This is a genomic window from Pedobacter sp. Bi27 (assembly GCF_918698255.1).
In the GTDB taxonomy this organism is placed as follows: Bacteria; Bacteroidota; Bacteroidia; order Sphingobacteriales; family Sphingobacteriaceae; genus Pedobacter.
This window is the reverse complement of the sequence record NZ_CAKKMW010000004.1, coordinates 760105-776923: the sequence shown is the minus strand read 5'-3', so window position 1 is coordinate 776923 and position 16819 is coordinate 760105. Positions and strand designations below refer to the sequence as shown.

Genomic DNA, 16819 nt, shown 5'->3' with positions numbered 1-16819 from the left:
TAAATCGATAGTAGCAGTACTAACGAATTTGACGGTATTAGGAGAAGTTATTTACCTTTGGTATCAAGACTGAATAAGCTGCAAAAATATGTTTTGAATTTGGATTCAACCAAATTAATACATCGCTAACCTAAACGCAAAGTTTTCTTAATGTTGCCGTAACCTTGATTGTCTAATTTTGCGTTCGCATGAAGGACATATATGTAAGCAAGAGTGACGAAGATTTAATGTCTTTGTTAGTTAATGACGATAGCCTTGCTCTTGAAACTTTGTTCAATAGGTATTATCCGGCCTTATGTAAGTTCACATCCATCTACATACGGGATTTTAGTAAGGCCGAAGAACTTATTGCAGATTTGTTTATGAAATTGTGGGACAAGCGGAATGACCTGCAGATTAAATCGATTAAAAAATATCTTTTTGCTTCAGCCAAAAATCTTTCGTATAATGAAATACAACGCGTAAAATTAAACACGTTAAGTTTAAGCGATCACGAGGATAGTTTGAGTTATCCCGATATTTATTTAAATCCACATGATTTGCTGGCCAGCCGCGAATCGTATACCGAAATTATCGGCTTAATTAATTTGCTGCCCGAACGTCAGCGCGAGGTGCTGCTCATGAGCCGGATCGACCTGCTGGGAAAAAATATGATTTCAGAGATATTGGGTATCTCTGTGAGAACTGTAGAAACACTGTTGTACCAGGCGGTAAAAAGCTTCAGGCAGCTGGCAACCGATCGGTCGGCCATTTAAATGCCGGTTTTAATTCGGTATACATCATCCGGCTTGTTAACATTTTATTAATCATAACTTAACTTTTTTAGCTACGTATCTTCTCCGTTTATCCTGTCTTACCCATAGAACAGCAGGAATAATGGACCAACATTACTATAAATTAATAGAAGATTACAGCAAGAAAACGATCCGAAGCGAAGACCTTACCGATTTACTGATCTGGGTGGAAAGCAGTCAGCAGAACCAGCAGCTTTTCAGGGAAACGTTACAGGCCTTCGAAGCAGCAGATCAGTTTCTGAACAAGCCTGCAGACCAGCAGAAAAGCTGGGCATCCATTCAGCAGCACCTGGCAAAAAATACAGCTGTGCAAACTGCAGAAATCAAAAAAATCAACTACCGGAGGTACATCAGCATTGCAGCTGCAATCGTCATTTTAATGTTGCCGGTCATCTACTTTAACGTTAACCGTGCAAAACCAGTTGTTGCTATTACTTACCAGGAGATTTATAATCCGAAAGGGCAGAAAAGACTGATAACCATGCCCGATGGATCAAATATTTACCTGAATGGCGATAGTAAAATCCGCTATGCCCAAAACTTTAATGCAAGCAAAAGAATAGTTTATCTCGAGGGCGAGGCTTTTTTCGACGTGCAGCATCGCAATAAACAGCCATTTGTGGTTTACACCGGGAAAGTAAGCACAACTGTTTTGGGTACTTCATTCAATATTAATGCTTACCAGTCTGCCAAAGCAATCAGCATAACCGTTCAAACCGGTAAAGTGGGGGTTATTGTAAAAAATAACGGCAAAGCAGAACCTGTTAAATTTCTTTTGCCAAACGAGCAGCTAAACATCACAAAAGAAAGTGGGGCGTCCACCAAAGCTGTTGTAAACGCTACTGATTTTGACAGCTGGCGGGAATACAAACTGTTTTTTTACGGTAAACCGTTAAGCGAGATCGCCGAAATGGTTGCCAGGGAATATGATGTTGAGGTCGTAATTAAAAGCGAAACCTTAAAAGCAATGAAACTTACCGCAAAATTTAATAAAAGTACTGTAAATCAGGTTATGGAAGTAATTGCCAGGCTGTCTGGTGCAAAATATAAAATCTATGAAAACAAGGTAATTATTTATGAACAATAAATTATGAAAGTAGATATGGTATAAGGTTACAAAAATAAAATAGTCCGAAATGCTGAACACATTCCGGACCCGGAAAAACTGTTTAAACTCATTTGAAAAAGTAAAACTTAGTAAAGATATGAAAATTAATACCGGGTGGATGAAAAACATCCATCAGTATCACTCAAAACTGACCATATTGATGACATTCATTGTTGTTGGTATGCTCTCGATCAGCAATAATGCAAATGCACAATCGGATAAGAAGATCTTATTCGAAGCAGACGGAATAACATTAAAAAAAGCTTTTGAAAATGTAGAAAAGCTTAGCGGAAATACGATTGCTTATAATAATACCCTGTTAAACGATCAGAAAAAGGTTTACGTTGCACGTGGTTTACGTCCTGTAAATGAGGTAATGGACCTGTTATTAAAAGGATTGCCTTTTAATTATAATATCAATGCGAATGGCAGTATTGTTATTACCCCAAAAAATATGGTTTCAGGGAAATTAACAGGTATGGTGGTTGATGAAAACAACGATCCGGTACCAGCTGCAACGATTAAAGTAGTAGAATTAAATCTGTTGGGCCAAACCAATAATAATGGCGAGTTTAACCTGAATGTGGCTGCTGGTACCTATACCATCGAGGCGAGGTTCATTTCTTATGAAGTAGCACGTAAACAACAGGTAAAAGTAACCAATGGCGCTACAACCAAGGTTAATTTTCAGTTAAAAGCGGCTGATCATTCACTAAATGAAGTAGTGGTAACCGCTTTAGGTATTAAAAGACAGGAAAAAGCACTGGGTTATGCCGTAACCAAAATCGATAGTACACAGTTAACCGATGCGGTATCGACCAACTGGACAGATGCGCTTTCGGGCAAGGTTGCGGGTTTGAACCTGATCAGATCGAACAGCGGTCCGGCAGGTTCAAATAAAATTATTTTGAGGGGTGAGAATAACCTTACCGGAGATAATGAGGCTTTGATTGTATTAGATGGAGTAGTCATTAACAACAGCGGAGGCAGAAGAACTGCAAACAGTTCGGACGGTGTGTACGGTACCGGTAGCGATAATATGCCTGCCGATTACGGGAGTTCGATCAACGATATCAACCCGGAAGACATTGAAAGTGTAACCGTGTTAAAAGGCCCTGGAGCTGCTGCTTTGTATGGACAGCGTGGTGCAAACGGAGCAGTTATCATCACCACCAAATCGGGCAATTCGAAACGTAAAAAAGTAGGTATCAAATTTACTTCTAACGGATCTTTTGAAGAAGTAAACCGTTGGCCTGATTTACAATATGAATATGGCCAGGGTTTAGACGGGGCTCCTTATTACGCTTACGGTACAACTGCCGATGGTGCAAGTACAAGCGGAACCAGCTCGGCTTACGGACCGCGTTTCGATGGTCAGATGTTCTTCCAATACGATCCGGTTACGCAAACTACAGGTAAAACCAGAACACCATGGGTACCATATAAAAACGAAATCAGAGACTTTTTTAGCACAGGCGAAAACCTGACCAATTCTTTAAGTTTGGATGGCCGTTATAAAAATACTACCGCCCGTTTTTCGGTTACGAACCAGAACAATACCTGGATTGTGCCTAAAACCGGTATTGAGCGTACAACGATTACCTTATCAACCAATACAGATGTAAGCTCGAAGTTAAAAATAACAACCAAAATCAATTATGGCAACCGTTTTAGCGATAACTTACCTGGCGCAGGTTATGGTAACCAATCTTTAATGTACTGGTTCATTTTCTGGCAGCCGAATGCCAGTATCGATTGGATCAAGAATTATTGGGCAAATGGTAAAGAAAATTTATCGATCAAATATCCTTTTAGTTCATTTCCCGAAAACCCATATGCAGTAGTCAATGAATTTATAAACAGAACAGGCCGTAACAACCTTACAGCAAATGTTCAGGCCAGCTACCAGTTCAATAAAGAATTGAGCTTGTTAGTTAGATCGAGTATCGATTATTCTGAAGAAAGACGTGCTCAGGAGCGTCCGTATGATGCCGGAAGCCGCTTGCCACAGGGTTCTGTACGTCAACAGCACATTAAGGCACAAGAAACCAATATCGACTTCTTGTTAAGATATGAAAAAAAGATCAGTAAAGATTTTACGGTCAATGCCACTGTGGGCGGTAGCGAGTTAAGAAACAAATACAATAAATCGGATCTGCGTGCCGATGGTCTTGTCATTCCGAATGTATATGAACTAACCAACAATTTATACCCGTTAATTTCTATTCCCGATACGAGCAGATACAGGATCAATAGTTTTTATGGGGTTTTATCGACCAATTATAAAAATTACTGGTATGTAGAACTTACCGGCCGTAAAGATTGGAGCAGTGTATTGGCTACAGCCACCAGAACAGATAATGTGGGGTTCTTCTACCCGGCAATCAGTACCAGTTTTGTACTTTCAGAATTCTTTAAACTACCTAAGGTAATTAGTTTCGCCAAATTAAGAGCTTCGGTTTCACAGGTAGGCAGTGGGGGTACCACCCCTTACCGTACGGCGTATACGTATTCTTTAGCCGCTAATGGAACTTATCCAGACAGTTCATTGGTAAACCCGGTTATTTTACCGAACGAAAATTTAAAGCCTTTAAAAACGACCACCTATGAGGTAGGTACAGAGGTAAGTTTATTCAAAGGCAGATTAGGCTTTGATGTTGCAGTTTATGCAGGAAATACCAAAAACCAGATTTTAACCAGGATTGTAGACCGCTCCTCGGGTTTTAACCAGGCCCTGATCAATGCCGGACAGGTAAATAATACGGGTGTTGAGGTCGCTTTAAACGGAACACCAATTACTACAAAAGGTGGTTTTAAGTGGACTATGAATGCCACTTTTGCTTCCAACTCCAACGTCATTAAAGCATTGTCTGATAGTTCGATCATCCTGCGTACCGGTCCGGTAGCGGGCGGCCAGATTGTAGCGAAGGTTGGTGGTAGTATGGGCGATTTATACGGTAGGGGTTATGTACGCGATCCGCAGGGAAACGTGGTTTACGATGCAACAACCGGCTTTGCAAAAATTACCAATGATGTAGTTTACTTAGGAAATACCATGCCTAAATATAAATTCAGTATCGGAAGTACCTTTGCCTATAAAAGTTTGAGTTTAAGTGTATTGTTCGATGCTCAGGTAGGTGCAGTTGCGCACTCTTTGTTAAACTACAAAATGGTCGAGCAAGGTAAATTAACCAGCACTTTACCTGGTAGATATAACGGTATTATTGGTAATGGTGTGGTGCAACTGGCTGATGGCTCTTACGTACCAAACACGACTATCGCTTATGATATTGACGAATATTACCGTTCGCAGATGGGGGCCGATAATGCTGAAGGAAGTACATTCAGTACTGATTTTATCAAATTCAGGGAAGCTTCTTTAAATTATAGGTTTAACCCTAAATTCTTGAGAAAATTAGGTCTTTCATCTGCAACTTTTGGTGTGTACGGACGTAACCTGTTCATCTGGTCGCCATGGCCAATGTTCGATCCGGAATTTGGTACACTTAGCGGTTCTGACATTGTTACCGGTTTCGAAATCGGTCAGTTTCCTTCAACCAGAACTTATGGTTTCAATTTATCAATAGGCATATAATCTTTTAAAAAAATGAAAAAGAATCTATATAAAGTTATTGCAGTTTTAGGCATGTCGATGACGGCGCTTTCAGCTTGCGATAAAAATTTTCAGGAGGTTAATATTGATCCAATCAATATCCTGACTTCCACACCGGATAAATTATTGGCTCCGGCTTTGGTCAATACCCTTACCCCTGGGATGATCCGTAACCGTAACTTTAACAATGAGCTTATGCAGGTAACGGTAAGTATTAGCGATGGAGATGGTACTGTTTTCAGATATGAATACAGGAATACCTATTCAGATTATTTGTGGAATGCCTGGTACATACAGTTAACCAATTTTAAAGACATTTATAAACTGGCCGGAAAACCCGGTATGGAAAATAAATCGTACCAGGGCATTTCTTTGGTGTGCCAGTCCTGGATCTACTCCATGTTATCTGATACTTATGGCGATATACCTTATTTCCAGTCCAATCAAGGTACTGGCGGCGTTTTAGAACCCGCCTTTGATCAGCAGCAGGCCATTTACCTGGATATGTTTAAAAAACTGGAAGAGGCAAATGCTTTATTAACAGAAGGAACGGCCATTACAGCTTCAAGCGATCCAATCTTTAAAGGCGATATTGCTAAATGGCGTAAATTCTGCAATTCCCTATATTTAAGGTTGTTATTAAGGGTTTCGGGTAAAGCAGAAGTGGCTGCGCAGGTAATCGCAAAAATTAAAGAGATTGTAGATGCCAATCCTGCAAAATACCCTATCATGACCAATAATACAGAATCGGCCACTTTAAAATGGACCGGTTTAACCGGAACAGACCCCTTCGTTAATCCATATGTAAATGGCGTAAGGGTACAGGATTTTAGATCGCCAGCCATTGGAAGTTTTTTCATTGAGCGGTTGGCGAATTGGAATGATCCGCGTATAGATATCAACACTGCCAATGGTTATGCAAATAACGGTATCAACCGATTGGGTATCTCGCAGGGGCCCGGCGGCTTTGTGGGGGTGCCAAGTGGTTATGCTATTGGTGCAGGCGTGGTTAAACAGGCCTATTTTTATTCTTATGATCAAACCAGCTCAAGTGTAGCAATTGGTGCCAGATCTTTGCAACAGTCAGCACAAACCGGAATCCTAATGAATTACGCTGAGGTGCAGTTTATTTTAGCCGAGGCAGCATTAAAAGGTTATATCGGCGGATCAGCAGAAAACTATTACTACGGTGGTATGACTGCAGCGATAAACTATTGGGTGCCCAATTTCCCTACCTCAATTACCAGCCCCGTATTTACAAAGTATGTGAATGATGCAGATATTGACTGGTTGAATACAGGATCAACTGAAGATAAGCTCGAACAGATTCACGTACAGAAATATTATGCGTTATTTCTGGTAGACATGCAACAATGGTTCGAGTATCGCCGCACAGGACACCCGGTGCTGCCAAAAGGTCCTGGTTTAAGAAACGGCGGTGTAATGCCCGCAAGGATGACCTACCCGGTATATGTTCAATCTGCAAACCCGACAAATTACCAGGCTGCCGTTGCCGCGCAGGGGCCAGATGTAATATCAACTAACGTTTGGTGGCAAAAACCTTGATCCGGAATTACTAAAATTATTAAAATGAAAAAGATATTATTATATAGCATTCTTTTATTTACCGTTCCTTTTATATGGACTGGCTGTAAAAAATCGAATTATCCGGGAGGTGTGGTCAGTAATTATATTCCGCTTTTCGATTTGAGAAACCTTTATAAAGGTGAGGATGTGACTTTAAGTACAGACAACATGTTTGGCGCCAATAGTATTGCCGCAGTCGTTATTTCAGACCACGCTGGTAAAAACCTGCCCGAAGGTGTTCTTATTGTTCAGGACCGTATCCGGTTAAATGAATTGCGTGGTATTCAAATCCCTTTAGGTACCGAAGCGGCTAAATATGTTCCCGGCGATTCTGTCCAGATAAAGGTAGAAGGTGGCGTATTAAAACGCGTAAACGGTAACTTACAAATCACTAACCTAAGTCCATCGGCTGTTAAAAAAGTAGCTTCAAACTGCACAATTGCCAAAAACAGGGTGCCCAGTAGTTTTATTCTTGCTAATCCTGATCGATACGAAAGTACTTTATTGGCAATTGTAAAGGGTGGTTTTGATCCGCTTCCAACACCTACCGATATACTATCGGGCGATAAAAAGTTAAACGATGGTTTTGGCGATATTACTTTACATACAGACGCCAATGCAACATTTGCAAACAATGTGCTCCAATTTTCGGCGAACTATTATGGTATTATCATCAATAAAGTGAATAGCACGGGAACTCTGGTTCCAGAGCACCATATGAGAACAATAAAAGATGTAATCACCTTAAGTTCAACGCCGGAAATCCCTGACTTCATTATCTCAGGGTGGATTCCTGATCCCAAAGGAACTAATGCAAACAATAATTACATTCAGTTTATTGCGACAAGAGATATTAATTTCGCAGCTACGCCATTTTCGGTGGTAACTACAAATAATGCCGGTGCCTCAACACCAACAGGTTTTCCTGCCAATGGTTGGGCCACTGGCGGGCTACGTACCTATAAGTTTAACCTAACCAGCGGCTCGGTGAAAAAAGGAGGTTATTTTTATGTGGGCGGAACAGGTAAAATGATCAATAGTTCTGGCTCAACCCCAATTCCTGCCGCGCAATATATCAGGGCAATTAACTATTCCACCACCGCAGGTGATGGCTTCGGGTCGATTACAAGTACATTACTGGCCAATAGCGGTAATGCCTACGGTATTGCCGCATTTAAGGGTACAACCGTTACATCAACCACCAGACCAATGGATGTGGTATTTGTACATAACGGAGGAAGTTTGTTTACACCAGGTCCGCCTGCCCAAGGTTATTTAATTGCCAATACCGATTTTTATGATGTTTATGATCCTTTAGAGGTGGATAGTTCTGATCAAACCAAGGGATATCAGCCCTATTACTTACAGGGAACCAATACACTCAAATTTAATTATCATAATAATAGCGTAGCAGATTTGGGCTGGTATTATAAAGCTGGCGGGGTTTACAGCGTAACATTGGGCAAATGGGTTAAAGCCAGAAGCATGAAATATATTATTTTATCGAAGGTTGCTCCGGTTGCGACGATGGCTACCATAGAAGATGATAACATTGTGGTCAACTATGGTGCTGCCGGTGAAGAATTAAGCCGAGATACTATTCCACCTACCAGAATCAAATAATATTGATCAATAACATAAAATACCCAGGCATTCATTTAATGTTTGGGTATTTTTATTCCCATACAATTAACCAATCTCTCCAATATTGGATATACCCTGTTTTTTCCTGGCCAATTTTGAACAATCAATTTTGAAAACATGGAAACAAACGTACTGGAATTCTTTCCTGCTTTGGAAGCAGGACATGATCCTAAAAACTATGCTTATGCCAAGGAACAAGCGCCACTCGGCACTTATGCCGCTAAGCTCGGCTTTATGTTATGGTCAAAAAGTGGCCTAACGATCAACTGTTTTTACGCTGGTCGATTCCCATAAAAAGATAACACTATCGGTTTACCGTAAAGCGGCTAACCAAGGCAGGTACATGGCTGGTGAAACAGAGGTGCGGTATCTGCCATTTGGAACCGAACGATGCTGACAGTTGAAGCCAACGAGCTGGGTAAACCACCGCTTACTGATATGCTTACCCAAGAACACTAACGGTAAAATACTTTATTTCATTTTAATTACTGGCTCGGGTTCCTCGCCGTTAGTCCTTTTTCATTTTCAGAAAAAATAAGCACCTCCTTCTTTGAAATATTAGCAATGAATGCGAACCTGGAAGTTGATGTTTGCGCATTTTACATGACCTTTTTGATTTTTAAAATCATCTTGTTGAGCTGAATTTTCAGGAGCAATTCGGCTTGTGTTTAAGGCTTTAAAGATTGGTCATTACTCTTGAGCTGATATCGCCATATACGGTATAGTGGCTACTAAACACAGCGATGTTATGTTTTTTAATTTCTTCTCTGATCTTAAAGAATGGTGCACCCATGGCAATGCCGTAAGCTTTCACTTCGTTGCGACGAGCGATAACACAGCCATCGTTGTTGCTTTAAATTTCAATTCAAATTCCACCCAATCCTCCTGTACTTAACCCCGTCTGCCTTTTTAGAAACCAGTCGGTAAATCTCTTCATACCTAAGTTGGGGGGGTAGCCTTTGATAAATTAGTTTATCTTTGCAGGGAATTTTCAGCTCTCATCTGTTATGAAACCTTTAAAGACATTCTTTTTATTTCTACTGACTGTTTTTCTCACTACAGGTGCCTTTGGGCAGACTATTGAATTGTACAAATCCTATCATGACATTTTTGCCTGTCAAGGAAGTGTTTCACAGTCACCCGCTGTTCTAAGGCTAAATCTTTCCGGGAATAATCTCCGTTCAGGGATCATGCTCTCGGTATCCCCGGGCTTTGAGATTTCAAGAAATCTTAAAACAGCTTATTCAGGCAGTCTAACCGTCGAGGCTATGGGAGGGAAGGTAAATGAAATCATATTGTATGTCCGCTCATCTGCCGAGGCCCCTGCAGGGATGATCGAGGGAACGGTCACTGCATCTTCAGCCAGGGCACAGACAAAGACAGTGAAACTTACCGCGGCGATCAGGGGAACTATCCCGTCTGTTCCCGATCAGATCGTTGCAAACGGCGCTCCTACAAAGGCAGTCGATCTTGCCGGGAATAACTATTACTGGGTGAACGATAACCCCGCTGTGGGACTTCCGGCAAGTGGGTTTGGCCCGATACCTTCCTTTGCAGCGGTCAATAATGGCAGCAGCCCAGTAACTGCCTCGATAAAAGCCATACCCTTTTCATCTGGTCAGGCCTTTGTCACCGGAGCGGTCAGTAACAGTTTCGCACTTATTAACCTGGCAACCAATAAAACTACATTTCTTGTCGGACTGGGAAATGAGCCTATGGATGTACTGTTCAGCCCGGATGGGGAAATCCTTTATTACCTCAACTCGAGGTCCCCTGTACTCAGCCTCAAGGTGGCTGCAAGTTTTGCAAGGGAAACCAGAATACCCCTTCCGGGACAGCCCACGAGGATGATTTTAAATGCAGACGGGAGCCGGGTCTACCTGGTGAGCAATAACTCCAACGCGGTTTATGTGGTCAATACCTTAACCCGGTCACTTATCGCTACCATACAGGTGGGGGCAGGGCCGGCGTATATGGCACTCAGTACCGATGGTGCTACGCTCTTCGTTTCCAATGGGGATGGCAATTCCGTTTCCCTTATCAATACAGCGGATAACGTTGTTTACCGGACTTTTACAGACGGGGTCAGTAGGAAACCCAATCATCTGGTCTGCAGCCCTGACGGAAAAAGGCTTTATGTCGGTTTTTCAAGAGGAATCAACGTTGTCGATATCGCAACGGGTACGGTAATCAGTTCCATACTCACAGCAACAGTTTCCGGTCTTTCTATCAGTCCGGACGGCAGCCGTATCTATGCATCGATTTTTGCGCTGGACCGTGTGGAAATATATGATACTAACGATTTTTCACTGGTCAAGCGCGTGCAGGTGGGAAGCTATCCGAATGGCTCCCGCGTAAGCGCCGATGGCAACTGGCTATATGTGGTCAACACCTCCAGCGGAGACGTTTCCGTAATCAATACCGTTACCAATGAACTGGTGTCGAGTGCGGGTGCAGGTGTTTGGTCCAGTGCCCACGGAAATTTTATTTTGGGCGGGCTCACCTGCAATACCGGTATTGTAAATTTTAAGATTACGGTCAATCCATCGGGTGCGGGAAGTCTGGTTGTCAGCGGGAACCCGATAGCACTGCATACGCAAAAGGGAACTCCTTCGGAAGCAACCACGGTGAGTGTTTTGGCGAGTGGCATTAGCACCGATGTAACGGTTTACGCGCCGATAGGGTTTGAAGTTAGCAGGGACAATACTGATTTTAGTGACAAGCTCACACTGCCTGCCGCTGATTTAACCTTGCCGGTTACCATTTATATCAGGCTCAGGGCAGATAATACAGCGGGAACATTTAAAGGCGAGGTCAGTGCGCTCAGCGATGGTGGTGCTTCTTCATCACTTTCCATCCCGGATGGAACTGTCTATGAGCTTCCGGTAATTACGGTTTCGGCCGTAAGCGGTAGCGTCCTTTCCTGTCAGGGAAGTGCATCACTGTCACCCAATTTATTGCATTTTACCCTCGGTGGCGAAAATCTTTTTGCTCCACTTTCGTTAAAGGCACCTCCCGGTTTTGAACTTTCCGGGAACCCTTTTTCTGGTTTTGGGAAAAACATTTTATTTGAACACCAGAATGGCCTGATCAGGGATGCGGAGGTTTATTTAAGGTCGGCAGCCGATGCTCCAGCAGGTGAAATCCTCGGTGAGGTGCTAATAGAATCTGCCAGGGCTGAAACCCAGCGGGTAGCAGTTAGTGCAACGGTGATGGCAATGCCGCGATTGGATAGGATAGCAGATATAGAGGCAGTCGAGGGCAGGCCTACCAGCGTCATTGCCTTCAACGGCAGTTATGGCCGTGTTGCATGGACAAATGACAGACCCGATATAGGGTTGGCTGCCAGCGGCACTGGCGATATTGCGTCCTTTTTACCGCTGAACAGTGGACCGCTCCCGATAACAGCAACCCTGAGGGCTGTTCCCTTAACTGCCACGGGAGACGGATGTGAAGGGGATGCAGTCGTTTTTAAAATTAATGTAAGCCCCGCTGCACCATCGCTAACACTTGAAGGGAATATTCCGGTACTGGGTACGGTTTATGGCACACCCTCGGCTGCAGCGGTATTCAGCCTTTCCGGAAAAAGACTCTCATCAGCTGTCCGCCTGGTTGCACCTGAAGGTTATGAGATCAGCGAGGATAATACAGCCTTTTCAAGCGAACTGGATGTTGCGGTTGGGCAGGAGGGAAAAAGAGTATTGTATATCCGTCTGGGGGCTTTCGCTGATGTAGGTGACTACCAGGGTCAGATCAGTGGTGTTTCACCGGGAGCCGGTGCAGCATCCCTCGCCGGACTTATTGGCCATGTCCTGCCGGCCCCGCTTACCCTAACACCGGCCGCAATACAGAAAGTTTATGGAAAATCTCTTCCTAATTCCTTATCCACAAAAAATTTTATCGCCACAGGGCTGAAAAACGGTGACCGTATCGAAACCGTTGAGCTGGACATCACTGCCGGTATGCGCCCAAAAGATCCTGTTGGCAAATACAGCAAGGCAGCAATTCCCGTTTCAGTTCAGGGAAGCCTTGTTGCCGGAAATTATGCGATTGACTTTATTCCTGGCGATGTTGATGTTGAGAAGGCAAAGCTTAGGATAACGGCCGAGGATAAGGTGAGGAGATATGGGCAGGCCAATCCGGAACTCACCCTGCTATACAGCGGCTTTGTCAATCAGGAGGGATCGGTGGATCTGATCGGAATGCCGGTGGCAAGCACTAACGCGGGGCCGGCCTCTGTACCTGGTGATTATGTTATTTCGATTGCGGGGGCCGCTTCCCTTAATTACCAGATTGATTACGTACATGGAATATTGACGGTGATTCCAGGAAGTATAGCAGTTGAGGCTCCAACGGCTTTTTCTCCAAATGGGGATGGGGTGAATGATCAGTGGAATATCCAAAATATCGGCCTGTATCCAAATTGCCGGGTTGAGGTTTTTAACCGGGGCGGAACTAGGTTATTTTCCTCTGTTGGTTATCAGAAACCATGGGACGGCACTTATAACGGGACCGATCTGCCGGTGGGTACCTACTTCTATACAATACTTACAGGCAATGGGACAAAGGCTGCTTCGGGCTGGGTGGTGATCATCAGGTAGGTCAAAGGATAGACGGAACTGCTGAAGGTGAGCAATGTGTTAAGCAACGGCTGGATATTTTCTAAAAATCTTTTCCGTAAATCCATTCCACACCAACGGTGCGCATCGACATTCGTAAGCAGGCTCAGGTAATCGATATCTTTAAGGTATCGATATGCAAACATTTTGCTTGTCAAGTCACTTGTGCGCATTGGTAGTTGAGCATTTTGTTTTAATGAATTGTAAAGTCGTTCTATGATCCAATCAAGTTTGGCTTGTTCACAATGCATATTCGCTAATCTGTCCATAAGCTGCATATGGCGAAATATTAACCCCATCTTCGATATCATTATAGAAAACTACCGCATTACCGAAGATTGCGACCACCCAAAATCCTCCGGCCTCCTTTCCATATTCTTTTTCCTGCCATTTCTGGGGCACAATTTTAATCAGGTTCCAAAAGTTCAATGGCTCACCTTCGAGTTTTGATTCTCCCCTTGAGATCCATTCTTCTAATTCGATTAATGAAATTGGTGTCCACATGATTCTTAAGGAATCAAGAAAACTTATATCATCAAACAGCATCTTTTTTGAATATTCATGTGTTACTTGTTGCTCTACTTCTTCTTTAAACAATAAAAGAAAGCCAGAATTCACTCTTTTGTTAGCTCCAAGATCATTTGCAAGTCAGTTGCTAAACAGAAATGATGATTACGTAAAGCTATTTGTAAGCACAATGAATTATAGGCATTAACTTCTGCTCCGGAATCAATAAGGTATAAAGAAGAAGTTCTAATGCCTCTTGAGCAAGCTACTACAAGCGTTTTGTTTTTACTTATCTGAGAGAATTCATATTTAGCATTTAAATCTCGGATAAAAAGTGGATCACCAAATTTTGCAGCGACAAGTATGATTTTTTCATTTTGAGTATAGAGATTGGCTCCATGCTTTACTAATAAATTAGTTGCTTCAAGTCACTCACTAAAGCCGCATTTAGAATGGCTTGATTGCTATTCGTTGTTACATCAATTCCTTGTTCAATAAAAAAATAGCTCCTGACAAATTTCGATTAGAAATAAAGGAATAAAAATTTTGAACGTTTTTAGATAGATTAGAATCGGTGTTTGGATGTAAGAAAGTAGAGAATATTGATTCATTAAAAATAGGTCTATTACTGCGTTTCATTTGGCAGAAATACAGTTGATAGATAAAGCTACTAAGATTTTTTTTCCGTTGAATGAATAAGTGAGTTAAAATCAGTTAAACCAATTTCATATAACCTGTCCCCATCAAATGAGTACACAAGTGGATCATTCCTATCTTCATCTAAGTAGACGAAATAAAATTCGTCAGATGATTCGTATGTCGAGCTGGAGGAGTATATCGAGGGCCTGCGATTAGATATGCATGGGACAATCTGGGTGGATACGTCTTTTGAGGATATCGAAGAAAAGCGGCTGACCGACTTTTTATCAGACGGGGAGATTTACCTTGAGTTTCTGTTGGATCTGCTAACCCTGCTTGAAAAAATCAGTTGATTTTTTGGTTTGGCTTAGCTGTCTAAAGCCCTGATCGTTTTGCGGGAGGGGCTTTTTCGCGGCGCCTTAAGTGATGGATGAAGTGAAAGGGATGATCTGGGAACGCTGTAAAATATGAGATAGTCGGAAGCTATCGCGGATAATCTTGCCATAGGATTATATATGATATATTTGTATTTTGTTGGCCGTTGACGAAAAAAATGATCAGCCCAAAGAGTCGGGTCTTGAGGCTAATACATTGGATAACCAGAAATACCCAAAATGAAACGATCCATAACAGTAACTGCAATCTGTTTCCTGTCGATTTAAGTTTCTGTATATAGGTGTTTTATGTCTATTTTTTTTTGCATTAAGGCGCCAAATGCTCTCCTCTATTTTTTTAACGCAAATTCTTATTTAAAGATAGGGAAAAATAATTAATAATAATGTTCTGATGGGGTATCAAGATCTTTTCCATTATTTCCCATCTTCATCAAAATCATTTTCATCTATTACATCGAACTGGATTTTAAAAGGTATTTCAACAGTTTTGCTTATTTGCAGAAAATAATATATTTCAGTCACAATTTCTGCAAATGGAAAAACACAAATTGTCATTTTACATTATCACTAAAATTTTAACTGGCTCCAGTCCGCCACATCAGCCAATTATGGTAATAATGAAGATTATTTATTTTGCTTTGTAATTGGATTTTAATTTCTTAAGCGTAGTTTTTATCAAGTCGATAACCGGGTACTACTAGCGTGACTTCCCTAAATACGCAATGTCAAAATTAAACCAGCAAGAAAACATGTATTTTAAAAATGCAAATCAACCAATTCTTTATTTATTGTCATGCCCGTTAATGTTCCCTCCGCGACTGCATTTGCAACCGCCCGCATTCGCGTTGTATTGTCGCCACAGGCAAACACATCTGTTGCAGTTGTTTTTTGAAATGCATCAACTTTTATATATCCGTCTTCGGTTAAGTCACAGCCTAATTGTTCTGCAACAGTACAAGTCTGCTTAAAGGGGAGCCTGGTGTACATAGCTTTAACTGTTTGCTTGGAACCGTCCTTAAAAATGATGTTTTCAAGTCGTCCATTTAGGTGTTCAAATTCTTTAATTTCTTTTTCTAATATTTCTATAGAATTCTTTTTAAGGCCTGCCTTTTGGTCGTCACTCAGCGTTGGCTTTCCGTTTGTGAAAAGTGTCAGGTCTTTTGTCCAGTTGGAAATAAGTTTTGAAAACTCAAATCCAAATTCACTATTACCCAAAATGCCGGTAATTTCATTTTTTACCTCGAAACCATGACAGTAGGGACAATGTAAAATGGAAATGCCCCAACATTCAGAAAATCCAACTATTTCGGGCATTATATCTTTAATTCCTGTGGCAAAAACTATCTTGGTTGATGCAAATTCGCGGCCCAATTCGGTTTGTACTTCAAAACCACTCTCCGTTTTTACACCTTTAACAACAAGACCCTCAAAAAAAGTAATGGTATTGTATGCTAATACCTGTTGTTTTGCAAGTGTTGAGATTTCTTTTGGTGTGCTCCCATCCTGCGTTAAAAAATTATGTGAATATGGTGTTTGTCTGTTACAGGGCTTTCCATCATCAATGATAAGCACATTTCTCAGTGCTCTGCCCAATGCCATGGCTGTAGCAAGCCCTGCGTAACTGCCTCCTATGATGATTACATCAAATTGTTTCTTGTTGGTCATTCCTTTGTTTTCTATAAATGGTTAAACATAATGGCAATGCAAATGCCGTTGTAACAACCTCTCTTTGCTTATTAAAAATTCTTTGGTCAGGATTTGTCACTCTTAGTCATGTTTTTCAGCAAAAGATGTACAAGTGGTAATCCCACAAATACCATCCAGGGCACTAATATCAGTGTTAAGATCAGCGTTCTTAAATACAAAGGAATTCCAGACAAGTACGTGCCAAATAATACATAAAATAGTGTTAT

General features: G+C 41.8%; 9 protein-coding genes and 1 pseudogene. 7 read left to right on the top strand and 3 right to left on the bottom strand.

What is annotated here, in order from left to right:
* Positions 1-188 precede the first annotated feature (188 nt).
* The 6 genes from LQ227_RS17095 (at position 189) to LQ227_RS17070 (ending at position 9040) form a co-directional block, all read left to right on the top strand.
* Positions 189-755: an RNA polymerase sigma factor gene (locus LQ227_RS17095; RefSeq protein WP_230141952.1), complete on the top strand. Its 567-nt coding sequence runs from the start codon at positions 189-191 to the stop codon at positions 753-755.
* Between the two features lie 121 nt (positions 756-876).
* Positions 877-1881, top strand: a complete 1005-nt coding sequence (locus tag LQ227_RS17090) for a FecR family protein (RefSeq protein ID WP_230141950.1) — start codon at positions 877-879, stop codon at positions 1879-1881.
* Between the two features lie 118 nt (positions 1882-1999).
* Entirely contained in the window at positions 2000-5497 is a 3498-nt protein-coding gene (locus LQ227_RS17085) for a SusC/RagA family TonB-linked outer membrane protein (RefSeq protein WP_230150088.1), read from the top strand.
* 12 nt (positions 5498-5509) lie between these two features.
* Complete coding sequence (locus tag LQ227_RS17080; RefSeq protein ID WP_230141946.1) at positions 5510-7081, top strand: SusD/RagB family nutrient-binding outer membrane lipoprotein; 1572 nt, start codon at positions 5510-5512, stop codon at positions 7079-7081.
* A 24-nt stretch (positions 7082-7105) separates the two neighbouring features.
* Complete coding sequence (locus tag LQ227_RS17075; RefSeq protein ID WP_230141944.1) at positions 7106-8725, top strand: DUF5689 domain-containing protein; 1620 nt, start codon at positions 7106-7108, stop codon at positions 8723-8725.
* A gap of 138 nt (positions 8726-8863) precedes the next feature.
* Positions 8864-9040, top strand: a complete 177-nt coding sequence (locus LQ227_RS17070) for a hypothetical protein (RefSeq protein ID WP_230141941.1) — start codon at positions 8864-8866, stop codon at positions 9038-9040.
* Between the two features lie 382 nt (positions 9041-9422).
* Here the strand turns inward: LQ227_RS17070 and LQ227_RS17065 are convergent.
* Positions 9423-9581, bottom strand: a pseudogene (locus LQ227_RS17065) (Y-family DNA polymerase); the annotation flags it as partial.
* Between the two features lie 433 nt (positions 9582-10014).
* Here LQ227_RS17065 and LQ227_RS17060 point away from each other — a divergent pair.
* Positions 10015-13347, top strand: coding sequence for an MBG domain-containing protein (locus LQ227_RS17060; protein WP_230150086.1), 3333 nt, complete (start codon positions 10015-10017; stop codon positions 13345-13347).
* Between the two features lie 258 nt (positions 13348-13605).
* Here LQ227_RS17060 and LQ227_RS17055 read toward each other — a convergent pair whose 3' ends face one another.
* Both LQ227_RS17055 and LQ227_RS17050 read right to left on the bottom strand, forming a co-directional pair.
* Entirely contained in the window at positions 13606-13983 is a 378-nt protein-coding gene (locus LQ227_RS17055) for a hypothetical protein (RefSeq protein ID WP_230150084.1), read from the bottom strand.
* A gap of 1679 nt (positions 13984-15662) precedes the next feature.
* Positions 15663-16571: an NAD(P)/FAD-dependent oxidoreductase gene (locus LQ227_RS17050; RefSeq protein ID WP_230150081.1), complete on the bottom strand. Its 909-nt coding sequence runs from the start codon at positions 16569-16571 to the stop codon at positions 15663-15665.
* Positions 16572-16819 lie beyond the last annotated feature (248 nt).

Bases quoted from the DNA above. Each gene is read 5' to 3' on its own strand.
- LQ227_RS17050 (WP_230150081.1), bottom strand. From the start codon at position 16,571: ATGACCAACAAGAAACAATTTGATGTAATCATCATAGGAGGCAGTTAC.
- LQ227_RS17075 (WP_230141944.1), top strand. From the start codon at position 7,106: ATGAAAAAGATATTATTATATAGCATTCTTTTATTTACCGTTCCTTTT.
- LQ227_RS17080 (WP_230141946.1), top strand. From the start codon at position 5,510: ATGAAAAAGAATCTATATAAAGTTATTGCAGTTTTAGGCATGTCGATG.
- LQ227_RS17085 (WP_230150088.1), top strand. From the start codon at position 2,000: ATGAAAATTAATACCGGGTGGATGAAAAACATCCATCAGTATCACTCA.
- LQ227_RS17090 (WP_230141950.1), top strand. From the start codon at position 877: ATGGACCAACATTACTATAAATTAATAGAAGATTACAGCAAGAAAACG.
- LQ227_RS17060 (WP_230150086.1), top strand. From the start codon at position 10,015: ATGGGAGGGAAGGTAAATGAAATCATATTGTATGTCCGCTCATCTGCC.
- LQ227_RS17095 (WP_230141952.1), top strand. From the start codon at position 189: ATGAAGGACATATATGTAAGCAAGAGTGACGAAGATTTAATGTCTTTG.
- LQ227_RS17070 (WP_230141941.1), top strand. From the start codon at position 8,864: ATGGAAACAAACGTACTGGAATTCTTTCCTGCTTTGGAAGCAGGACAT.